We start from the raw sequence: 22,236 nt of genomic DNA, 5'->3' as shown, positions 1-22,236 counted from the left end.
AATTTCATGAACACGGCCCAAAAAGTCTTCATCACCGGCGGCACCAGCGGCATTGGGGCGGCCATTGCCCGGGCCTTTGCCGCCACTGGAGCCAGCGTGACGGCCACCGGGGCCACGCCTGCCGAGGTAGAGGTAGCGCAAGCCCTGAGCGCCAACCGCCTGGTCGCCTTTCATGTGCTGGATGTGCGGCAAAACGAGCGTGTGCAAAACGTGCTGGTTGAGTTTGGTGAATTCGATGTGCTGGTCAACTGCGCGGGCATCATCCAGCGCAACGCTGAACACGATCCCGAGATGTTTGCCCAAACCGTAGACATCAACCTGAACGGCACCATGCGCGCCTGCGCCGCCGCCCGTGCAGGCCTGAAGGCCCGCCAAGGCTGCATCGTCAACACAGCCTCGATGCTGAGCTTTTTTGGGGGAGGCCTCACGCCCGGCTACAGCGCCAGCAAGGGCGGCGTGGCGCAGCTGACCAAGTCGCTGGCCATTGCCTATGCGGCCGACGGCATCCGGGTGAATGCCGTGGCCCCGGGCTGGATCGCCACGCCTTTGACGCAAGCCTTGCAAGACGACGCCACACGCAGCGCGCAAATTGTGGGCCGCACGCCGATGGGCCGCTGGGGCCAACCTGAAGACGTGGCCGACCCGGTGCTGTTTTTGGCCAGCCCGGCGGCACGCTTCATCACGGGCGTGGTCTTGCCCGTGGACGGCGGCTACTTGATTCAATAAGCCCAGCCAAGGCTCAAGGCTGAGGGCCCCATGGCGCGGACAGCATGAGCTTGTTTTGCTGCTCGGCAATCAGGGGCCGAATTTTGGCGGCAAAGGCCATGAAATCCGGATCGCCGTAGACCCCGGCCCAAAAAGCCCGGCGGTCGGCATCGTCGTCAAACTTCCAGATGTGGATCAGCTGGTTCAAAGCCCCCACATCGCCCGTGAAGTAACCCACCAGTTTGGACGGGTGCTTGGACAGCACAGGCCAGCCCTCGTTTTTGTAGTGCGAGGTGAGTTCCGACATTTTCCCGACGATGGCGTTGTAGGTGCGCAGCTCATAAATGGCCATGAAAAAACTCCTGTTAGATGGGCTGCCCACTGTAGGCGGGCCGAAGCGGCTGCGCTGTCGGCAAGGTGACGCTGCCGGTTCTGGCGACCTGTAAGATGATTCCCATCCTGATTTCTTTGGACGGAACCCCATGAATGCCCCTCTCTCCCGCGCAGCCCTGGCGAATGTGCAGGCCACCGACTTGGCCGCCCTGCCCCTGATCGAAAAATGGATCGCCTTTGCCACCGTCTCGCGCGACAGCAACTTGGCCCTTCTGGACTGGACCGAGGCTTACCTGAAGGACTTGGGTATTGCCTGCAGCCGAACTTATGACGACAGCGGTCAAAAAGCCAACCTTTGGGCCACGCTGCCCGCACACGATGGCGAAACCAAAATCGGCGGCCTGGTGCTGTCGGGCCACACCGACGTGGTGCCGGTGGACGGCCAGCCCTGGGACACCGACCCGTTCAAGGTCGAAATCAAAGGCGACAAGATGTACGGCCGGGGCGTGACCGACATGAAGAGTTTTGGCGCCATCTGTTTGATGATGGTGCCCGAGTTGCTGAAAAGAAAACTCAAGCGCCCGATCCACCTGGCTTTCAGTTACGACGAAGAAGTGGGCTGCATCGGCGTGCGCCGCATGATTGCCGACATGCAGGCCCAGGGCTTCAAACCCGCGGGTTGCATCGTGGGCGAGCCCACGGGCATGCAGGTGGTGATTGCGCACAAAGGCAAGCACTCTTACAAAACCACGGTGCACGGTTTTGAGGCGCATTCCTCACTCACCCCTTTGGGCGTGAACGCCGTCGAGATCGCCTGCGAATTTGTTGCTAACCTGAAAAGCATGCACCGCGAGCTGGTACAAAACGGCCCGTTTGACCCGATTTACGACGTGCCCCACACCACCGTGCACACGGGCGTGATCGCGGGTGGCACGGCGCTCAACATCATTCCCCGCCAGTGTGAAGTAACTTGGGAAATCCGCCACCACCACCTGAACACGCCCGAAGATTTGTTTGCCCGCGCCAAAGCCTTTGGTGAGAGCCTGGTGCCCGCCATGCAGGCGGTCGCACCGGGCACGGGCATCACGCACGAGCTCAAATCGGTGTTGCCCGGTTTTGCCACGGCCGCCGACAGCGAGATCGCCAACCTGTGTTTTGACTGCGCCGAAGTCGACCCGGCCAGCGGCGCGGGCAAGGTGTCGTTTGGCACGGAAGCTGCTCTGTTTCACCAAGCCGGTGTGCCCACCATCGTGTGCGGCCCCGGCCACATTGCGCAGGCGCACCAGCCCAACGAATGGGTCACGCTGGACCAGTTGGCTTGGTGCGAGCGCTTCATGCGCCGCCTGGCCGACCGGGTGTGCGTGGCCTGATTTTTTCAAACGATCGAACCCTACTCAAGGAAACTCACATGATTCAACGTCGTGAAATTTTGACCTCCAGCCTCGGCATGGCCATGCTGTCGGCCGTGGGCTTGGCCCAAGCACAATCCACCAAAACGGTGCGAATCGTGGTGCCCTTTGCCTCCAGTGGTGTGCAGGACACCTTGGCCCGCGCACTGTCGCAGGAAATGGGCGTGGCCCTGGGTCAAACGGTGATTGTGGAAAACCGACCCGGTGCAGGTGGCACCGTCGGCACCGGCTACGTGGCCCGCGCCGAGGCCGATGGCACCGTGATGGTGGCTGCGGCCGCCAGCCACAACATTGCCGGATCGCTGTACACCAAGCTGGCCTACGACCCACAAAAAGACTTCACCCCACTGGCCCACATTGGCAGCGCGAGCTACGTACTCATGGTGAACCCCGATGTGCCCGCCAAGACCGCTGCCGAATTCATCCGTTACGCCAAGGCCAACCCCGGCAAGATGAACTACGCGAGCGCGGGTGTGGGCAGTGCCACACATTTGGCCATGGCGTACTTCACGGGCTTGGCGGGCATCGATGTGGTGCACATCCCCCTCAAGGCCACAGGCGAAGCCATCAACGAAGTGCTGTCGGGCCGCGCCCAGGCCGTGATTGCCGCCAGCATTGGCGCGCTGGCCTTTGCCAAGGACAGCCGCGTGCGTTTGTTGGGCGTGACCTCGCCCCAGCGCAGCAAATACTTGCCCGACTTGCCCACCATTGCTGAGAGCGGCTTGCCGGGTTACCAGTTTGATTCTTGGTTCGGTTTTCTGGGCCCTGCGGCCATCCCGGCCGCCGAGGCCAACCGCATCAACGCGGCTGTCAGCAAGCTGCTCAAAGACCCGGTTGTGCTTGCGCGCTTGGACAAGCAAGGCATCGAGCCCCGCGACATGAGCAACGCCGACTTCAGTAAGTTGCTGGCGGCCGACTATGTGCGCATGGCGCAAGTGGTCAAGGCCTCGGGCGCGAAGATCGACTGAGTCCTGAGGGGGCTGCATCCAAAGGGCCTTGCGGCCCCGGAGGGCTCAATCCCCACGCACCACACGCACCGGCCGCAAGTATTCAATGTCTCAAGCAAAGGCGTAGCCGTCCATGGCGATGACGTGGTCGCTGATGCCCCGGAAAAACGCCTCGGGCTGTGCATCGGGCCCCGCCGCGCCCAAAGCGGTGAACAGCGGCAGCAGGTGTTCATCGGTGGGATGGGCACGCTGACCGACAGCTTGCTGACGATAAGCTAGAAGACCGGGCACATCACGGGCCGTCATGTGGGTGTGGATCCAGTCGGCAAAGGCCGGAACATAGTCGGGCGTGGCGCCGCCTTGCGTGCGCACGGCCATCAAATCGCGCAGGTTGTGGGTGATGTTGCCCGAGGCCAGCACCAAAATGCCTTGCTGAGCCAAAGGGGCCAGCGCCTGGCCCACGCGGTAAGCGTGTTCGGGACCCAGGTGGCTTTGCACCGACAGGGGCACCACGGGCACTTGGGCATCGGGGAACATCTGGCGCAGGGGCGTCCAAGCGCCATGGTCAAGGCCGCGCTGGGCGTCTTGCGCCACTGAAATGCCCGCCGCTTGCAGCGCACTGACCACCTGGGCCGCCACTTCGGGGCTGCCCATGGCGGGGTATTGCATCTCGTACAGGCGCGGGTCAAAGCCGCCAAAATCGTGAATGGTTTCGAGCCGGGTGGCAAAGCCCACGGTGGGCACAGCAGTGTCCCAGTGCGGGCTGACCACCACAATGGCGCGCAGGGCGCCAAGTTGAGGCACCAAGGCGCTCATGGCCGCGCCTGCGGCACCGGGGTGCAATGCAAACATGGGCGAGCCATGGGGGACAAACAAGACGGATGAGGGTGTGTGCATGGCGTTGATTTGGCTCAGAATATTTGGGCCTCAAAATGTGGCTTTGAGGTGCCCCACTGTAGGCCAATGCAACGGTCAACTCTCTGTCTGTCTCGGGTTTGACCAACTTGTCGCAAAATGCGGCCACAATTTACCCATGGCCAAGGGCCTTTATTTTTTTTCATCGCCACCCACTCGAATTCAGGAACACGACATGACCTACCCCAACACCCAACTCTTCATCAACGGCCAATGGTGCGATGCCGAAGGCGGCCGCACCCTGGCCGTGTTCAACCCCGCTACCGGCAACGAAATCGGTCGCTTGGCGCACGCGGGCATCCCCGACCTGGAGCGTGCCGCGCAAGCCGCGCAAAAGGGCTTCGAAATCTGGCGTGACACACCCGCCAATGAGCGCAGCGCCATCCTCCGCAAAGCCGCCGCCTTGATGCGCGAGCGCGCCCCGCAAATTGCCGAGCTGCTCACACAAGAACAAGGCAAGCCCCTGGCCGAAGCCAAGGTCGAGGCCATGTCGGCCGCCGACATCATCGAATGGTTTGCCGAAGAAGGCCGCCGCGTGTATGGCCGCATCGTGCCGCCGCGCAACATCAACGTTCAGCAGCAAGTGCTCAAGCAGCCTGTCGGACCTGTGGCCGCGTTCACGCCCTGGAACTTCCCAATCAACCAGGCGGTACGCAAAATGTCGGCGGCCTTGGCTACCGGCTGCTCCATCATCGTCAAAGCACCTGAAGAAACGCCTGCCGCCCCGGCTGAGTTGATCCGCGCCTTTCACGATGCAGGCGTGCCTGCAGGTGTGATCGGTCTGGTGTACGGCACACCGGCCGAGATTTCGAACTACCTGATCGCGCACCCGCTGATCCGCAAGATCACCTTCACCGGCTCCACCCCCGTGGGCAAGCAACTGGCCGCCTTGGCGGGCCAGCACATGAAGCGCGCGACCATGGAGCTGGGCGGCCACGCCCCGGTCATCCTGGCCGAAGACGCCGACATCGCGCTGGCTTTGAAAACCGCAGGCGCGGCCAAGTTCCGCAATGCGGGCCAGGTCTGCATCTCGCCCACCCGCTTTTTGGTGCACCACAGCATTGCCGACGCCTTTGCCGAACAATTTGCCGCACAAGCACAGGCCCTGAAAGTGGGCGATGGCCTGGCCGCAGGCACACAAATGGGGCCACTGGCCAACGATCGCCGCCTGGCCGCCATGCAGTCCATCGTGCAAGACGCCCGCGCCAAAGGAGCCAAGGTGCTCACAGGTGGTGAGCGCATTGGTACCCAAGGCAACTTCTTTGCGCCCACGGTGCTCTCGCATGTGCCGCTCGACGCCGATGTGGTGGTCAACGAGCCCTTTGGCCCGATCGCCGCGATCCGCAGCTTCGAGAAGATCGAAGACGCCATCGCCGAAGCCAACCGCCTTCCCTTTGGTTTGGCGGGCTACGCGTTCACCAACTCCATGAAAACCATGCACCTGCTGAACCAACGCCTGGACGTGGGCATGCTGTGGGTCAACCAGCCCGCCGCGCCTTGGCCTGAGCTGCCCTTTGGCGGCATGAAAGATTCGGGTTACGGCTCTGAAGGCGGCCCCGAGGCGCTGGAGGCCTACCTCAACACCAAAACGGTGTCGATCTTCAACGCCTGAGGCTGGCATCGTGCTGCGCATCCTGGTCACCGGCTTTGAACCCTTTGGCGGGCAAAGTCTCAACCCTTCTTGGCAAGTGGCGCATGCCTTAAATGGCCTGACGCTGAAGGGCGCGCAGGTCGTATCCGTGCAGCTGCCTTGCGTGTTTGCGCAGGCGCTGCCCGTTTTGCAGCTTACCTTGGCACAGCACCGGCCGGACATTGTGATGGCGCTGGGCCAGGCTGAGGGGCGCTGTGATTTCTCGGTCGAGCGCGTGGCCATCAACGTCATGGACGCCCGCATCGCCGACAACGCGGGGGCGCAGCCCATCGATGTGCCCGTGGTGGCAGGGGCGCCGGCGGCCTACTTCAGCACCTTGCCCATCAAGGCGCTGGTGGCGGGTTTGCGCGCTGGCGGCTTCCCGGCATCGGTGTCGCAATCGGCAGGCACCTTTGTCTGCAACCAAGTGTTTTATGCCTTGCAGCACGCGCTGGCAGGGCAAGGCGTGCACAGCGGCTTTGTGCATTTGCCGCTGTTGCCCGAACAAGCCGCGAACTGGAAGGGCCCCACCCTGCCCAGTTGGCCTGCCAGCTTTCAGATTGCGGCGGCGCGGCAGGCTCTGACCGTGCTGGTGGCGCATCGGCAGCAGGGCTTGGGCGATGTGGCCTTGGGTGGCGGCACGCTCAACTGACTTGCAAGCCGATCTGCAGAACGCAACCAGCACTCCGCCCCCCTTTTTTGTCACCCCGGTCGAAGACCCGGGGTCCACTTGGTCATGTCCTTGCTCAAGTACCTGGAGACGATCCAACAGCCTTGAGTTCAGTGGTCATGCGCTGGCGGGCCCGGGCGGCCACCCCCGTCTCGGCAAAAGCCCAGGCCAGTGATGCGCCCATGCCTTGCAAGGCGGTGCGCACAGCGGCTTGCTCCAGCGCACAGCTGCGTTCGCGCTCCAGCATCTCCAGCGCCCAATCGGGCAACATCTGAAACGCGGCCCGCACGATCAGGCTGACCAAGGGTCTGTCCAAGGGCGCACACGGGTAGTGCTCGATCAGGTCAATCGTCTCTCGTGTGCGTTCGTCCACCCGCAGCTCGGACCGAAAGTCTTGCAGCTGACTCAAGGCTTGGTGGCGCGTTTGGGGCAGGTTGTGCGCGCCCAGGCGCTCGCCGATTTGAGCCATTTCGGCAAAGTACAGGTCTTGCCTGTCCGAGCGCAAAGGCTGCAGCGACAAGTCTTGGTAGGCACGCAAAAAACTGGTGATCTCGCCCAGGTGCACCCAGCGGATCAGCTGCGGGTCGTTGGCCACATAGGGCGTGCCATCGGGCAGCGTGCCGCGAATGTGCGCGTGGATGCGGGTGACCCGCTCAATGGTCTGCAAGGCCGCTGCCGTGCCGCCATAGGTGGTGGTGGCCACAAACAGGGCCGTGCGCCCCAGCCGCGCCTGCAGCTGGGATTGGCTTTTCTAGACAGGCGCTGATCCTCCGTCGCTGCCAGAGCTTGGGCGATCACCGGATGAATGGGCATGGACTGCATGGAATTTATGGTACCCAGACAATGGATCACTTCAAAACCAAGGTCTAGTTGAGGCTTTGATAGTGCCTCACCACCCATCAAACAAAAACAACACCGGATGAGAGTGATCCTCGACGCACGTATTCGTCGAGCTCTATTCGATTTGGCAACCCATCGCAGTCCCCTGGGAATTGAACTACGCGAGCACCAATAGCATTGCCTCGCCGCGCAGCCTCGCTCAGCGACATTCCCTCAAGGAGTGCACTGATAACCCCTACCGCAAAGCCGTCGCCAGCACCGACCGTGTCAACGACTGTCTCAACTTCAAATCCAGAAATGGTTGCAAAACCCTCTTTGCTGGCAACAAAAGCTCCTTGGGATCCTAGCTTTACAACTACCTGGCTAACCCCCTTCTCCAAGTAGAAATTTGCAATTCCTTCCGCAGTACTTTGTCCAGTCAGGAGTTGACCTTCAGCCAAACCCGGCATGACAAGATCCGAGCAAGCGGCAAGCCGGTTAATACACTCCACCATCGCAGCCTGCGAAGGCCAGAGTCGTGGCCGTAGATTTGGATCGAACGAAATCGTTCGTCCTTGAGCCCTGGCGAGCCTGGACATCTCAAATACAAGTTCTCTCAGGCGGGTCGACAGTGCCGGACTGATTCCAGTCAGATGCAGGTGCCGAGATGCGAGGCAATAGTCGACAGGGTTATCGATAAGACACAAATAGCTGGCCGCCGAATTTCGTCGGAAATACTCTATGGTTGGATCGCGGCCGTCTACCTCACGTGACTTGAGCATGAATCCAGTAGAGTGGTCGGGGTCAATTTGAACGTGCTTGCGATCGATACCCTGCTGATCCAAAAATGCAAGCAAATGCTCCCCAAAGCTGTCGGCCCCCACTTTGCTGATATATCCGACGCTTAACCCCAATCGTTTGATACCAACCGCAACATTGAGTTCAGCGCCTGCAGTAGCCCGACTGAAATCAGTCACTCTGGACAGCGCACCAGTCTCTTGTGCGATCAACAAAGCCATTGCCTCGCCAACTGTCACTAAATCAAGAGTCGGATTCACATTACCGCCCCAAGTTGCCACGGTAGAAATTCGTTGTCTCCGAGGCCATGCAGTTCGCTTTTTGTACGCTGACCCGAGGCAGTTGACAGCATCAAATCGAAGAGGAGTTCCCCTGCCTGTGCAATGGTCATATACCCATCAACTATGCCACCACAATCAAAGTCCATGTCCATACTCATACGCTTGAACAGTGCAGTATGTGTGGCCAGCTTCAATGAGGGTGTAGGCTTGCATCCGTACGTCGATCCTCGTCCTGTGGTGAAACAAATCAGGTTGGCGCCACCAGCTACTTGCCCGGTCGCAGACACGGGGTCGTATCCGGGTGTATCCATGAACACGAGGCCATGTACATGGACTGGCTGAGCGTATTCATAGACAGCCATCAAACCGCCGCTCCCTGCTTTTGCGACTGCCCCCAGCGACTTCTCCAGAATCGTGGTGATACCACCAGCCTGGTTACCGGGAGAAGGATTGTTGTTCATGTTACCCCCGTGCTTGTGCGTGTACGCTTCCCACCAACGCACACGACTCATAAGTTTTTCCGCTACTTCAGAACTTGCCGCACGCGCAGTCAGCAAGTGTTCTGCGCCGTATATCTCAGGCGTCTCCGACAAGATTGCCGTTCCGCCATTTCGAACCAATAGATCTACGGCGGCACCAAGCGCGGGATTTGCACTGATGCCGGAATAGCCATCTGAGCCACCGCACTGCAAACCGACAGTTAGGTGCTTGGCACTTGCGGTCGTACGGATTTTGCGGTCGGCAATCGGCAGCATGTCTTGCAATATTGCCACCCCTGCATCAATCGTCTCGCGAGTCCCTCCCTCGTCCTGAATTGTCAAAGTAGCAAACAATGCAGGGTCTCGGCGGCCCAAGGTCTTAACCAGAGGTGCAAGTTGATTGACCTCGCATCCAAGCCCGACTGAGCAAGAGCACGCCAGCGAAATTCGGATGATCAGCATATCCGCGCAATGTACGGCGAAGCAACTCCAAGGCTTCACCAGCACCCGACATGCCACATCCGCTGCCATGGGTTATCGCGACAACCCCGTCCACATTTGGATACGCACGAAGCGTGGACTCCTGAATGGACTGCGCAATGTGTCTACAGACAGTAGCAGAACAATTGACGCTAGAGATGACACCAAGATAATTTCTGGTCCCTACCCGTCCATCAGCCCGCACTATTCCTTCAAAACTAGCCGTGACCGCCTCAATTGCAGTTGGGTGGAATTTTTTGCCCACACCATGGTCCGACTGGGAGCTGAGCATTGCGACGTTGTGTTGATGTACATGATCACCTGCTTGGATATTAAGAGTGCTCAGACCGATGATCTGTCCATACTTAAGAACAGGTTGACCCACCGCGATAGACTCAAGTGCCAGCTTGTGACCCGCTGCGATAGGGTTTCGCACGGTAATGAATTTACCCCCTAGGACAATATTCTGTCCGACGCACAGAGCAACCCTTGCTACGGCTACGTTATCCGCATCGTTTAAACAGATGAGAAATGGATTGGCACAATTCATGACGTCTCGTTATTGAGAATTTTTTAAGTGATATTTGCCAAAGCTGAACGAAGGAGTGGCTGCTTGAGATCGGGCGATGTGGCCTCTGCAAGCGTGACGATTGGCCTCAGCCGACGCTGCTTCTTCTCATCATGGTTTTGTGCGATGTCAGCTAATTTGTGGGCTAGGTATGGATTCAGGAAACGTTCACGCACGGTTGTCAAGTAGTTCAGCGCCTCCACGCCATGCCCCAAGTTCTGAAAAATTGGCAAAACTTCGTCTGCCCACAGTACCTCAAGATCGGCGCGAAGAAGCGGGTCATTCATTGCCTGCGCTACTGTTTCGTCTACCGCTCGCGCATCGGTCAGCCACCGTTGCGCAAGATAGGTGTGGCCTGCGTTAAGGAAGAACAGTTTCAATCTCTCGAATCGCTCCAGATCATCCGTGACCACTATTGACTCATGAGTGCAGGGCAAGACCAAGCGTTCTTGTCGTTCAATCGCCCATAAAGCGTAAGGCTCTGCAACTGCACCTACCGGCTTGATGGCTTCCGAAACGATTCGGTCGACCAAGGAATTGGCCCACACACAATGATCATGCAACCAGGCAATGAAGTCGTCAGGCTGGTTCCACCTCCGCGCCAGTTGAGACACCACATCTCTAAGCGTGTCTCCGTTTCGCTCAACCAACTCACATGGGAATATCGACAATTCAGCCTCTGGCTTCACAACCCAACGATGTACCAGCAGAACAACCAGTTTGGCAGGGAAACTGCGAGGCACCCTTGCCGTTTGGCCGATCAAATCTGCTGTGTCCCGATCATCTATCTGATAGCCTCGATCTGCGGTATTTGAGATGATCACCGTGACGTCACCTGCCATGTGATCCACAACTAATGGCCAATCAGCATTCGCATCCAAAGCCATGCGAATTGATTTGCACGTCAACAATTGATCAATCCGTTCTCCGTGTGACAGTCCGCGAATCATCACTGGATAACCCTGACCGTTGCAAAAAGCTGCAACTCGCTCGGCACTTGCAGGACTGCCAGTGGTTTGAACTACTGTGATACCGCCCAGTGCTTGCCCAGCGTCCATCGCCTGGGAAACAAAGAGATCAACATGTGCTTGCAGGAATCGGCTGGTACCGAACTGCAGGATTGGCTGGCCCATTTGTCTCAGCACTCCACGATAGCCTTGATAACCCCCTGCGACGGGTCGAGTAGTTTCGGGAAATTTTCGGGTACTTCCGCCAGGGTCATCCGATGCGTGTTGAGCGCTTTGTCCGGAATCAACCCAGCGCGCAATGCGTTAAGCACAGTTTCAAAATCTTCTGTAGTTGCATTGCGACTGCCCATTAACGTAGTTTCACGTTTGTGAAATTCCGGGTCAGAGAATGTGATTGACGCACCAACCACTGAAATCAACACATAGGTACCACCATGCGCTACGAACTTGAAGCCACGCTCCATAGCTTTAGGGTTACCTGTGGCGTCGAACACCACGTCGAAGAACTCGTTATCAGTACATTGCGAGAGTTGCTTCTCGTCATCAGGGCCTAACTGCACTGCAGCATTCACACCGAGATGCGTGGTGCAAAACGACAGTCGATCTAGACGCCCGTCCAATGTCGTGACAGTGGCTCCCCGCATCTTGGCGAAAATCATCGCGGCCATGCCAATTGGACCTGCGCCGACCACCAAGACACGCTGCCCCTGCAGTAAGTTGGAGCGACGTACCGCATGGGCACCTATCGCAAGGAATTCAACCATTGCTGCCTGATCCAAGGTAACGCCCTCAGCCTTGTGGACGAAACTCTGTGGCAGACTGAGATATTCGGTGAACGCACCGTCGCGGTGTACGCCCAGAACCTGAATGTTGACGCAGCAATTGGTCTTTCCCTGACGGCAAGCTATACATGTCCCGCAAGAGATGTAAGGCATGACATAAACCGTATCGCCAGCTGCCAAATGACTTCCACTTGGGGCCTTCTCAACAATTCCAGACAACTCGTGGCCCATGACCCTTGGATATTGGAGGTAGGGTTGATTGCCAGTAAAAATGTGCAGATCGGTTCCGCAGACGCCTACGCGCTTCACACGCAGCAGTACTTGATCTGGGCCACGAGTTGGAATGTCCCGGTTCTGGGCGATTAACTTGTTTGGCGTTTCACAGACGACCGTTAGCATGAATTTCTCCTAAGTTATGGATCAAATTTAGACATCAACACGTTTAAACGGGTTCATGTACGTCCTCAACCAACACCGCCAAGTTCTGCCCCGCACGCACATGACCGATGAGGCCGTGCGCATAAAGCATGCCACTTGACTGGAAGAACACCGGCTCTGGCTCCAGACTGGGACGGGTAAGGGCGTGCATCAGACCAGCCACTTGACCCGCCTCTATACGATCTCCCAGTTTGAAGCGGCGCTCGAAATAACCATCCATCGGGGCAAACACATAGGCTTTCCCGCCATTGATACGCGTCCAGCGAGTCTTCTCACCGGGCATGGTGGCGATGTGTGGCAACACACCGGTGTGCTTGAGAACCCTGTGTGTGGCTTCGCGAGTAGCTCGAACAGAGTCGCTAGTGACCCAGCCACCCATTCCCATTTCAGCCGCCAGTGTGGGGATACCTTTCAACGTGGCATAACCGGCCGCAGTGCGGTAGTCACCCATGTTGCTGGTTTGTACTGTGATGCCAACCCCGAATACCTCGGCTAAGCGGGCGTTGGCTTCGATGAGGCCTGGCGGCATATCGTCGGCCATAACCACATGAGCACTGGGCTGAATAAAAAGTGTCCGCCCCCCGGCGTGAAGGTCCAAGTAAAAGTCAGCACGGCTAAGTATGTGGTCAGTCACATACCGAGCAATTTGCTGCGTCGGCAAACCGTGATCGTCTCCCGGGAAGACACGGTTAAGGTTGAGGTGATCGATAGGCGAGGTGCGGCGACCGGCTCTTAGGGCTGGAGCATTGAACGTGGGCAGCAAAATCAATTGGCCAGCCACCTCACTGGCCTGAATCTGGCGCATCAACTCGGCGATGACGATCGGCCCTTCATACTCATCGCCATGGACGGCGCCTGACACCACCACCACTGGGCCCTGCCCGTTTTTGATGGACGCAGCGGGGAAAGGGATAACACCCCAGGCATCGTCATCGGGCGAGTGGGGCAGGTAAATCGTACCCACCTGCTTGCCGTCCCGCTCCCAGTCAATATCGCTGAATACCGTTGTGCTCATAGTAATTTCTTCATGGTCTAAATGGGGGCATCCCAAAGGGCCGGCACGGAGAGGGCCTGGGCCACATCGTTGGCGATAGCTTGCAGCAGCCGGTGGCCCTTGTCAGGACTGGCGGCCCAAGCTTCACCGATCAGCCCCTGGCGCGAACGAGTGCCGAGTTGCTGCCAGCGGTAAATGCCTGGATTGACTCCCGGGATCGCTGAGAGACCTGGTACCAAGGGCGTCCGGAATGTTTTTTTGAGAGGCTTGACCGTCTCGGGTGAGAGTGCCTGTAGCATGGAGGTCTCGGCCTCACAAGCGTGAAGCACGCGCTCCTGTTGCGTGAGAATGTCCGCGATCGAGGCCTCGGCAATGTGCCAGTAAGTACCTGCCGCCAAGGGTAGTTGCAGTTCCACTGTCAGCTCAGTGATGATCGTTTCCAGTGCCGCGATGTTGCCACCATGCCCGTTCATCACAAAGATGCGACGGAAACCATGCCGGGCTACTGATCGCACCACGCAGCCAACCACCGCGGACATGGCCGCGTAGTTAAGGGTCAGCGTGCCACCAAGGGACATGTGGTGCTCCGACATGCCGAAGGGGATTGCTGGCGTGACCAAGGCGCTGAACGGGCTGCGCATTTGTTGCGCTGCCCGCTTCGAAATCTCGTAGGCGAGTCTCCAGTCAACCTGGGTTGGCAGGTGGGGACCATGCTGCTCACTAGCGCCCAGCGGGATGATCACCACAGTCTTCATGCGCGCGGCGCGCACCAAGTCTGGAGCTGTCATCCGGTCCCAGCGGACTTCTCTGGGCCGATGACTTTTTGTCACAGGGATCCCATGGGGTCCATCTTGCGATACAGCCATTTCTGGTGCAGCTTGTCTAACTCGCCATTCTGGGTATTGAAATACACGAAAGAATCGAGCCACCGCACTAAGTTGTGCTCTCCCATTTTTACACCCATGTGAGCCGGGCTGTTTCGAATGTTGAACTTGAGGTCAAACTCATTTTTCGGGTTCATTTTGGCCAGTGCAGGGACTACCACACTGTTGGAGGCGAAGAGTTGAGCCTTGCCAGTGACGTATGCCGAAATGGCAGTGGCATCATCTTCCGTACGCATGATGTTTGCTTTGGGATTGGCGGCGGAAAGGGCCATCTCCTGGGCAGTGCCTTTGGCTGCTGCAACTTTGAACTTACCGAGGTCACTGGCCGACTTGACTACAATATTTTTTGGACCATACACCGCCAGTGATGTGTTGGCATAGGGTGCGCTGAACATGATCTGCTTGGCGCGCTCAGGTGTCAGACCCATGATGGAGATCACCACATCGACTTTGTCGGTAAGCAGGAAGGGCAAGCGATTGGCGCCAGTGAGTTGTACAAGTTCGGCTTTCACGCCCAAGGCTTTGGCCACCATGTTGGCAACATCAATGTCATAGCCCTCTGCTTCACGGTTCGCATTCTGAGTGCCAAAGGGCGGCACATCCACTGGCACACCAATTCGAATGACACCGGCGGTCAAGATTGCCTGAAAACGATCGGCCATTGCATTGCTGACGAGGCCAAGCGAAAGCAAGGCGACGGCCATATGGCGTGTCCATTTTTTCAACATAACTATCTCCTGATTGATACCAAAAAGCCTTCCTGTTTATTCACCCAACCAATTTGGCAGGACGACTTTGCCCGGAAGTAACGACAAAATTTACCTAGCTAATCAGTGCAACACTGCACTGAGAAAGCTCTCTAATTCCGGAGTCTTCGGATTAGCAAAAAATTCTTTGGCTGGCCCTTGCTCCCAGACCTTACCGTGGTGCATGAAAACAACCCGATTCGCCACACGGCGCGCGAAATTCATTTCGTGGGTAACCAGCAACATGGTCATACCTTCACTTGCCATTTCCTCCAGTACCAGCAGAACCTCGCCCACCAATTCTGGGTCGAGCGCTGATGTGATTTCATCGAACAGCATCAGGTTCGGTGCCATGGCCAAAGATCGCGCAATGGCCACCCGCTGCTGCTGTCCACCTGAAAGTTCATCGGCATAAGCGCCGATCTTCTGTTCGAGGCCAACCTTGCGCAGCGCCGCACGTGCCAAGGCGGCTGCCTCAGCACCCGGCACGCCCTTGACGATCATGGGGCCCAGGGTGATGTTGCGCTCCACTGTCAGGTGCGGAAACAGGTTGTAGCTCTGAAACACGGTGCCCACGCGTGCGCGAAGTGCGCGCAAATCAGCGCCTGGATCATGCACCGCGACACCGTCGACCCAGACCTCGCCAGCCTGCACGGGCTCAAGGCCGTTGATACACCGCAGCATGGTGCTTTTCCCCGAGCCAGATCGGCCGATGACCGCGATGATTTCACCCTTCTCAATGCTCAGGTCGACATTCTGCAGAATGGTGTTGCTACCGTAGCGCTTGACCACGGATTTCAATTCAACGAACGACACGTCGTTTCCTTTCTATTATTCGGCTGTAACGGGTAAGGGGGAAACACAGGCAGAAATACATCATGGCCACGAGCAAGTAGACAGAAAATGGCTGGAAGGTGGCCGCCGTGGTCAGTTGACCCTCGCGCGTCAACTCCACGAAGCCGATGACGGCACCGAGTGAGGTGTTTTTGATCAGTTGGACTATGAATCCCACTGTGGGCGGGATAGCTATGCGGAAAGCCTGCGGAATGATGACGTACCGCAACTGCTCAAAGTAAGACAATCCGATCGAGACACCGGCTTCCCACTGAGTTTTGGGAATCGCCATCAGCGCGCCTCGCCAGATTTCACCCAGGAAGGCACCGGCATAAATCGAAAAGCCCAGTGTGGCCGCCGCCAGGGGCGGGAGCTTATAGCCCCAAATGGACAGGCCAAAATAAAAGATGAACAGCCATCCAAGCAGCGGGATGCCCTGCACGATACCCACGTAACCGAAAGCAAATCCGCGCAGTATCCTGAACCGCGAAGCTCCCAAGCCCGCGACCACCAAGCCAATAGCGCCGCCCCCTATCAAAGCCAAAAAGGCCAACCCAATGGTCCAGCGAATCGCGAGGATCAGATAGTAGGCGTCGGTGAGGGAAAGTTCACGAATCATGTTCTGCGAAAAATCAGGTGATAGCAGAGGCTAAATCCGCCACGCAACAGGAGCGTCAGACCCAAGTACAGTAGCGAGACGACGATGTAAACCTCGAAATCCCTAAAGGTCCTGGACTGGATGATGGAAGCCGTGTGAAACAGGTCGGGCGCCGAAATCTGCGATACCACGCTCGTGGCCAACATCATCAGCACGAATTGACTCGACAACGATGGGTAGACATTTTTCAGCGCGGGAATCAGCACCACGTGGCGGAAAATTTGTGGCTTGTTCAGGCCCAAGGAGATCCCGGCTTCAATTTGCGACTTGGGAATACTTTCAATGCCGGCGCGAACGATCTCTGCGGTGTAGGCTCCAAGGTTGATGGTCAAAGCGAGCACACTCGCCGTCATCACGTCAAGTTCGATGCCGACGCCCGGTAAACCGAAATAAATCAGAAACAGTTGAACAATGAGCGGCGTGTTTCTTATCACTTCGACGTAGGCCCGTCCTAAGCCGCGTAGCCAGGCGCTACCGTAGACCAAGCTCACCGCGACGGCAATTCCCAGGATGAATCCCAAACCAATAGTGATTGCACTAAGTTGCAAGGTGATCATCAGACCATCAAAAATTGCCTCTTTCTGGGCCAAGACGTCTCTGAACTGAAAGCTGTATGTCACTTTGTATATGAAAAGTTATTTTATCTGCAAAAAAATTTTATCAGACGAGCCATCTTATCTGGCGTACTACTCAGAAAAATTCATCGAAAACCCTTAATTTCGAATAATTTTTACCAAGATACAGAAAAAACCTCAAGGAAACACAACTTAAATTTTCTTTGATAAAATAAACTTTTTATATGTGAAAGTTAAATCATGCCAACTGACAAATCTACGCCCAAATACACAGCGCCGGCCCTCGAAAAAGGGCTAGACCTTTTAGAAGTCCTCGCAGGCGCTGCGCAGCCCATGGGTTTGAGCAACCTTGCTAAGGCGATGGGACGGAGCATCAGTGAAATCTTTCGCATGGCTTTGACCCTTGAACAGCGGGGTTACCTCATCTTGGATGGTGATGATCGTTATCGCCTAAGCCTCAAGATGCTTGAGCTATCCCATCGGCAACAGCCACTAAGGTCCTTGGTTGCTACAGCAACGCCCCTAATGCGTGAGTTGGCTGGCCGGGCCTATCAGTCTTGCCATTTGAGTACTTACCATGACGGTCAGTTGCTTGTGGTGGCCCAGGTCGATGCGCCTGGGCCGTTCACCATGGGCGCCAAAGTGGGTGCGCTCGCCAAGCTCAGCGACACCGCATCTGGAAAGGTCCTATTGGCTTTTCGCGATGACGCAGAGCGGACTCGCATGCTCGCGGCACAGGTCCGTATTCATGGTGAATTGGAGATCGATGCTGCTCATCTCTTTCAACAGATCGAAGAGGTCAGACGAAACGGGGTGATTACATCGCCCAGCAGCCGTATCCGAGGTTCCATAGACATTTCTTATCCCATCTTTGGTAATGGTCGAGAGGTCATGGCCGCCCTGACTGTGCCCTATTACGAAAGACTGGACAGACCACAAAGTCCTAGCATTCCAGACACCGAGGAAATCGGGCGCGAAATTGCCGTGCGTCTGTCAAAGTTGCTTGGCTACGCAGGCGACTCTGATACGGCGTAGTCACCAGCATCTCCGATGGACCCCGCAAAACTGATTCGGTCCGCAAGGGCTAATCTCAGGCTGTTTGTACAGTGCTAAACACTGCGCACAAAACAGAAGCTATTCCAGCCAAGGGTTTAAGGCGAGCGGTCCGTCCATCGGAGTGGCCTGTCGCATCTTCGCAATCAGCCAGTGCTGCTATCGCTACGCGTCCAGAAAGAGCACCGAGAACGAGCAGATCGCTGATTGGCTGCTGCACCTGACTGACAACAACCGCAGTTGGGGCTTTGGCCTGTGTTACCTGTACCTTCGCAACGTGAAGGGATCCGGTGTAACCACAAGCGTTTCTAACAGATTTACTGGTAGCAGGAACTCAACCTGCGGATCCAGTCGCGCAAGCGCCTGGTGGGTGAGAAGCCGTAGACAGTGAGCGTAGACGTGATCACGATCTGCACATGGGCCATGCTAGGCATGGCTCAGGCAGTCTTCTAGCATCGGCAGTCGTGCCAAGTTAAAGCTGGGGCTACCAACACGTTGCCGCACGCCGTCGAAGCCGAGGAACAGGATCATAGGAGAATGACTTACATTCATTACGCTAGCGTCATGTGAACAGTCGACGTTTCAGCTCCCCCGCACACATCGACACTGCGGTATGTGCCTCGTTGATGACTTTTCCCATCAAAACAAAGCCGTGAATCTGTCGCTGGAAGCACACGTACGTTGAATCACACCCGGCCTCGGTGAGGCGCTGTGCATATTGAAGCCCCTCATCACGCAGCGGGTCATATCCAGCTGTCAGTGTGAAGGCTGGTGGCAGCTTCGATAGGTCAGGATGCAGCAGCGGTGACGCACGCATTTCAACTTTTTCATTGGCTGAAGTGAGATAGTGACCGATGAAGTAGTCCATGGTATCTCTGGTGAGCATGAAGCCCTGCCCGTTGGTTTTGTAGGACTCTGTAACACAGCGTGCGTCGGTGCATGGGTAGATCAGGAGCTGAAACGAGATCGGAAGGTCACCAGCGTCCCTCGCCAAGATAGCGATAACAGCCGCCAAGTTGCCACCTGCGCTGTCGCCACCGATGGCCAGACGGGCCGAATCAAGGTTCAGCGCTTTCGCATTCCTGTATACCCAGTAGGTGGCTGCGAGGCAGTCGTCAACGGAGCACGGGAACCGAAATTCTGGCGCCAGTCGATAGTCGACCGAAATCACAGCGCACCCAGCGCCGTTACTCAACTCTCGGCACAGCGTATCGTGGGTGTCCAAATCGCCAATGACAAATCCCCCGCCGTGGAAGTAGACAAGTGCTGGCAGTTCGGTGCCAGCCGCAGTTCCAACAGGTCGGTATAGGCGAAGGGGAATCGGGCCGTGGGGGCCTGACGCCTGCAACTCGCGCACATCACCGACTTCAGGAGGTTCTGGCTGGGTGAGGTTCTTGCGATCCTTATACAGCGCCCTAGCAGCTGCGGGCGTAAGGGTATGGAGGGGCTGAATACCGCTTTGCTCAATCAGGCTGAGCAGTGCTTTGACGTGCGGGTGAAGCATGTGCAGTCTCCTTGATGTTTGTTGTCTGGCGGACTATAGAACAGATGACATGGCATTGCATTTGCTTGGCGGATTCAATTACGACGTGTCCTTGCTCAAGTACCTTGACCCGATACAGCAGCCCTGAACGTCGGGGCCGGGAATGCCGGGTCCATGCGCTGGCTGGCGCGGGCGGCCACCCCCGTCTCGGCAAAAGCCCAGGCCAACGACGCGCCCATGCCTTGCAAGGCGGTGCGCACAGCGGCTTGCTCCAGCGCACAGCTGCGTTCGCGCTCCAGCATCTCCAGCGCCCAATCGGGCAACATCTGAAACGCGGCCCGCACGATCAGGCTGACCAAGGGTCTGTCCAAGGGCGCACACGGGTAGTGCTCGATCAGGTCAATCGTTTCGCGCGTGCGCTCATCCACCCGCAATTGAGGTCGGTAATCCTGCAGTTGCATCAGGGCCTGATGGCGCGTCAGGGGCAGATCGTGCGCGCCCAAGCGCTCCCCCATTTGCGCCATTTCGGCAAAGTACAGGTCTTGTCTGTCCGAGCGCAAAGGCTGCAGCGACAGGTCTTGGTAGGCACGCAAAAAACTGGTGGTCTCGCCCAGGTGCACCCAGCGGATCAACTCCGGATCGTTGGCCACATAGGGCGTGCCGTCGGGCAGCGTGCCGCGAATGTGCGCGTGGATGCGGTTGACCCGCTCGATGGTCTGCAAAGCCGCTGCCGTGCCGCCATAGGTGGTGGTGGCCACAAACAGGGCGGTGCGCCCCAAGCGCGCCTGCAGCTGGGTGCGAAAGCTGGAGTGGTCCCATACGGCGGCCAGCGCCCGGGGGTGCAGGGCCTGCAGCATGAGTGACGACAAGCCCCCGGTCATCATGGCTACAAAGTGGGCGTGTACCTGCCAGGCGGCCGAGTCGGGCCCGAACAACCCGGGGTCGCCTGCGGGTTGCAAAAAGTCGCGCGCATCACCGGTGGCCCCGGTCATGGCCCGCACGCGCTGGCCCAGCTGGTCCTTGATCTGCGCTTCCAGGTGCGTTTGCAGCTGCGTGCGCAAAGGGGATTGAAAAAATGGGAATCTGGCCATGGCCTAGAGGTTTGAAAAAAACCCAAGTGTGGTTCAGCAAGCGCAGCCCTGCAGAGTCAAGGGCAATGACCTTGGTCGCTGCACCGGCACGCGGTGGCCCTGCTCGAATCCCTTAGCTCAAGGCCGACTGGGTTCGATCCGTTTCAAATCAAAGCCACGGTCATGCAGCTTGCCCAACAGCTCTTGGTAAATGGCCGCAGGCATTTGCGGTGTGCGTGACAAGATCCACAGGTACTCGCGTTTCGGCTCGCTCACCACCACCCATTGGTAGTCCGGGTCCAGGTCGATGATCCAGTAATCGCCCCAGACCAGCGGAATGAAGGACAACCATTCGGGGGCAAAGCGCACCTTGAGCCTTGGAGAGTTCGGCCCGCCAATTTGTCGTGCCGCGCCCAGCGCCTCGGTCCATTCGCCTTTGTCGGTTTTGCAGCGGTTGAGCACCTGCACCCGGCCATCGGTTTGCAGCGTGTAGGTGGCCTGCGTGCTGCTGGCGCATTTCCTCTGAAACCAGTTCGGGTATTTGGCGATCTCGTGCCAGGTGCCCATGTAGCGCGGCACGTCCACCGAGGGCACGGATTGCAAAGGCGCAGGTTCGGCATGCGCTGGAGCAATGGCCGCGAAGGCGATCAGGGCCAGGGCCAGCCATCCTGCAGCCGTGCGGGACAAAGCGCCAAGAACGGCTGGGACGGCCCATCGGCGTGGCGCGTTCACCGGTCGGGTTGCAGGGTTGAGGGTGGGGTTCATGCTGGTGTCCTGCAGGCGCGGTATCGGAGGGTGTATCGGAGGGCGTCTTGGTCGCCGCAGCGAGCTGGCCACAGCGCCTGCACCAGGTCTGTCTGTTACACCACGATCGGGTTCATCGCACCGTCCATGCTCATGCAAATGCCGGTGACGTAACTGGCTTTGGGCGAGGCCAAAAACAGCACAACGTGGGCTATTTCTTCGGGCTCGGCCATGCGGCCCAAGGGAATTTTGGCGACCGCTTGCGCCATGGCTTCGTGGGTGTCGACCCCTTTGATCCGTGCATCGGCCGCCATGCCTTCTTGCAGGCGATCGGTCAAGGTCAGGCCGGGGTTCACCGCATTCACCCGAATGCCCTGTGGCCCGTAAGCCGCAGCCATACCGGCGCTCACCAGCATCAAAGCCGCGTTGGCCGCACCGCCGGGCAGGTGGATGGGGCTGGCCACTTTGCCGCCATTGCCCACGATGTTCACCACCGTGCCCTGGCCACGCGCGGCCATGCGCTGGATGGTGGGGGTGAGCATGTGGATGGTGGTGAAGTATTTGGCCTGCATCGCATCGGCAAAGGACTCGGGCGTAAGCTCGGGTGCGGGCGTGCGCTTGGCCGCACCAGCCGAGTTGACCAACACATCAACCGGGCCGAACGCGGCTTCAGCCGAGTTCAGCGCCGTCAGGGCATGCGCCGCATCGCGCAAATTGGCCGCCACCGTGTGGATGCGCTCAGCCGGAAAGTGGACGTGCAGTTTTTGCAGGGCATTGGTCAGGTTGGCTACGTCACGCGAGACCAGCGTGACCTTCGCGCCCTCTTCCAGAAAGGCGTGAGCGCAAGCCAGGCCAATGCCTTTGCTGCCGCCAGTGATCAATACATGCTTGTCGCTTAGGTGCAGATTCATGGGGTACTCTTCTGATGAAATAAGAAATTGAATTACGTGATTTAAACACCCTTCTTTTTCCT

The 22,236-nt window shown here is 57.9% G+C and carries 22 protein-coding genes and 1 pseudogene; 6 read left to right on the top strand and 17 right to left on the bottom strand.

Annotated features, from left to right (window positions below):
• Positions 1–6 precede the first annotated feature (6 nt).
• Positions 7–726: an SDR family NAD(P)-dependent oxidoreductase gene (locus B9Z49_RS07215; protein ID WP_108352746.1), complete on the top strand. Its 720-nt coding sequence runs from the start codon at positions 7–9 to the stop codon at positions 724–726.
• A gap of 13 nt (positions 727–739) precedes the next feature.
• On the opposite strand, the gene B9Z49_RS07210 is transcribed toward B9Z49_RS07215, so the two are convergent.
• Positions 740–1,057, bottom strand: a complete 318-nt coding sequence (locus B9Z49_RS07210) for an NIPSNAP family protein (RefSeq protein ID WP_108352745.1) — start codon at positions 1,055–1,057, stop codon at positions 740–742.
• A 130-nt stretch (positions 1,058–1,187) separates the two neighbouring features.
• On the opposite strand from B9Z49_RS07210, the gene argE reads away from it, so the two are divergent.
• Both argE and B9Z49_RS07200 read left to right on the top strand, forming a co-directional pair.
• Positions 1,188–2,408, top strand: coding sequence for an acetylornithine deacetylase (argE, locus tag B9Z49_RS07205; protein WP_108352744.1), 1,221 nt, complete (start codon positions 1,188–1,190; stop codon positions 2,406–2,408).
• Positions 2,409–2,446: 38 nt separating this feature from the next.
• Complete coding sequence (locus B9Z49_RS07200) at positions 2,447–3,415, top strand: tripartite tricarboxylate transporter substrate binding protein (RefSeq protein WP_108352743.1); 969 nt, start codon at positions 2,447–2,449, stop codon at positions 3,413–3,415.
• 90 nt (positions 3,416–3,505) lie between these two features.
• On the opposite strand, the gene B9Z49_RS07195 is transcribed toward B9Z49_RS07200, so the two are convergent.
• On the bottom strand, positions 3,506–4,291 hold the full coding sequence (locus B9Z49_RS07195) for a class III extradiol ring-cleavage dioxygenase (RefSeq protein WP_108352742.1): 786 nt from the start codon (positions 4,289–4,291) through the stop codon (positions 3,506–3,508).
• 193 nt (positions 4,292–4,484) lie between these two features.
• On the opposite strand from B9Z49_RS07195, the gene B9Z49_RS07190 reads away from it, so the two are divergent.
• Both B9Z49_RS07190 and pcp read left to right on the top strand, forming a co-directional pair.
• Positions 4,485–5,921 (top strand): NAD-dependent succinate-semialdehyde dehydrogenase, encoded by a 1,437-nt coding sequence (locus tag B9Z49_RS07190; protein WP_108352818.1) that lies wholly within the window; start codon positions 4,485–4,487, stop codon positions 5,919–5,921.
• Between the two features lie 10 nt (positions 5,922–5,931).
• Positions 5,932–6,591: a pyroglutamyl-peptidase I gene (pcp, locus tag B9Z49_RS07185; protein WP_199225008.1), complete on the top strand. Its 660-nt coding sequence runs from the start codon at positions 5,932–5,934 to the stop codon at positions 6,589–6,591.
• A 94-nt stretch (positions 6,592–6,685) separates the two neighbouring features.
• On the opposite strand, the gene B9Z49_RS07180 is transcribed toward pcp, so the two are convergent.
• The 11 genes and pseudogenes from B9Z49_RS07180 to B9Z49_RS07130 form a co-directional block, all read right to left on the bottom strand.
• Positions 6,686–7,333 carry an oxygenase MpaB family protein gene (locus tag B9Z49_RS07180; protein ID WP_255418871.1) on the bottom strand — a complete coding sequence of 216 codons (648 nt, stop codon included), beginning with the start codon at positions 7,331–7,333 and terminating at the stop codon, positions 6,686–6,688.
• A gap of 175 nt (positions 7,334–7,508) precedes the next feature.
• On the bottom strand, positions 7,509–8,507 hold the full coding sequence (locus tag B9Z49_RS07175; RefSeq protein ID WP_255418868.1) for a sugar kinase: 999 nt from the start codon (positions 8,505–8,507) through the stop codon (positions 7,509–7,511).
• Positions 8,483–10,016: pseudogene (locus B9Z49_RS07170) on the bottom strand (UxaA family hydrolase). Before B9Z49_RS07170 ends, B9Z49_RS07175 begins: the two are co-directional and overlap by 25 nt.
• Positions 10,017–10,039: 23 nt before the next feature.
• Complete coding sequence (locus B9Z49_RS07165) at positions 10,040–11,167, bottom strand: D-mannonate oxidoreductase (RefSeq protein WP_108352739.1); 1,128 nt, start codon at positions 11,165–11,167, stop codon at positions 10,040–10,042.
• 5 nt (positions 11,168–11,172) lie between these two features.
• The gene (locus tag B9Z49_RS07160) at positions 11,173–12,183 is read right to left on the bottom strand and encodes a zinc-binding alcohol dehydrogenase family protein (protein ID WP_108352738.1); all 1,011 of its coding nucleotides are present in this window, start codon (positions 12,181–12,183) and stop codon (positions 11,173–11,175) included.
• A gap of 43 nt (positions 12,184–12,226) precedes the next feature.
• A complete protein-coding gene (locus B9Z49_RS07155) occupies positions 12,227–13,237 on the bottom strand; it encodes a succinylglutamate desuccinylase/aspartoacylase family protein (protein ID WP_108352737.1) in 1,011 nt (336 codons plus the stop codon).
• Between the two features lie 17 nt (positions 13,238–13,254).
• Positions 13,255–14,004 (bottom strand): creatininase family protein, encoded by a 750-nt coding sequence (locus tag B9Z49_RS07150; protein WP_158273433.1) that lies wholly within the window; start codon positions 14,002–14,004, stop codon positions 13,255–13,257.
• 38 nt (positions 14,005–14,042) lie between these two features.
• A complete protein-coding gene (locus B9Z49_RS07145; RefSeq protein WP_108352735.1) occupies positions 14,043–14,828 on the bottom strand; it encodes a transporter substrate-binding domain-containing protein in 786 nt (261 codons plus the stop codon).
• Positions 14,829–14,930: 102 nt separating this feature from the next.
• Positions 14,931–15,662, bottom strand: coding sequence for an amino acid ABC transporter ATP-binding protein (locus tag B9Z49_RS07140; RefSeq protein WP_108352734.1), 732 nt, complete (start codon positions 15,660–15,662; stop codon positions 14,931–14,933).
• Positions 15,649–16,299, bottom strand: coding sequence for an amino acid ABC transporter permease (locus B9Z49_RS07135; protein ID WP_108352733.1), 651 nt, complete (start codon positions 16,297–16,299; stop codon positions 15,649–15,651). The genes B9Z49_RS07140 and B9Z49_RS07135 overlap by 14 nt, the downstream gene beginning before the upstream one ends.
• On the bottom strand, positions 16,296–16,928 hold the full coding sequence (locus B9Z49_RS07130; RefSeq protein ID WP_199225007.1) for an amino acid ABC transporter permease: 633 nt from the start codon (positions 16,926–16,928) through the stop codon (positions 16,296–16,298). The genes B9Z49_RS07135 and B9Z49_RS07130 overlap by 4 nt, the downstream gene beginning before the upstream one ends.
• A 225-nt stretch (positions 16,929–17,153) precedes the next feature.
• Here B9Z49_RS07130 and B9Z49_RS07125 point away from each other — a divergent pair, with 225 nt between their 5' ends.
• Positions 17,154–17,948 carry an IclR family transcriptional regulator gene (locus B9Z49_RS07125; RefSeq protein WP_108352732.1) on the top strand — a complete coding sequence of 265 codons (795 nt, stop codon included), beginning with the start codon at positions 17,154–17,156 and terminating at the stop codon, positions 17,946–17,948.
• 580 nt (positions 17,949–18,528) lie between these two features.
• On the opposite strand, the gene B9Z49_RS07120 is transcribed toward B9Z49_RS07125, so the two are convergent.
• The 4 genes from B9Z49_RS07120 to B9Z49_RS07105 form a co-directional block, all read right to left on the bottom strand.
• A complete protein-coding gene (locus B9Z49_RS07120; protein ID WP_108352731.1) occupies positions 18,529–19,470 on the bottom strand; it encodes an alpha/beta hydrolase in 942 nt (313 codons plus the stop codon).
• A 95-nt stretch (positions 19,471–19,565) separates the two neighbouring features.
• A complete protein-coding gene (locus B9Z49_RS07115; protein WP_108352730.1) occupies positions 19,566–20,540 on the bottom strand; it encodes an oxygenase MpaB family protein in 975 nt (324 codons plus the stop codon).
• Between the two features lie 117 nt (positions 20,541–20,657).
• The gene (locus tag B9Z49_RS07110) at positions 20,658–21,284 is read right to left on the bottom strand and encodes a lipocalin family protein (protein ID WP_108352729.1); all 627 of its coding nucleotides are present in this window, start codon (positions 21,282–21,284) and stop codon (positions 20,658–20,660) included.
• A 95-nt stretch (positions 21,285–21,379) separates the two neighbouring features.
• Positions 21,380–22,174: an SDR family oxidoreductase gene (locus B9Z49_RS07105; protein WP_108352728.1), complete on the bottom strand. Its 795-nt coding sequence runs from the start codon at positions 22,172–22,174 to the stop codon at positions 21,380–21,382.
• Positions 22,175–22,236 lie beyond the last annotated feature (62 nt).

It is taken from the genome of Limnohabitans sp. 2KL-51, assembly GCF_003063645.1.
In the GTDB taxonomy this organism is placed as follows: domain Bacteria; phylum Pseudomonadota; class Gammaproteobacteria; order Burkholderiales; family Burkholderiaceae_C; genus Limnohabitans_A.
This window is presented reverse-complemented; position numbering and strand designations above follow the sequence as displayed.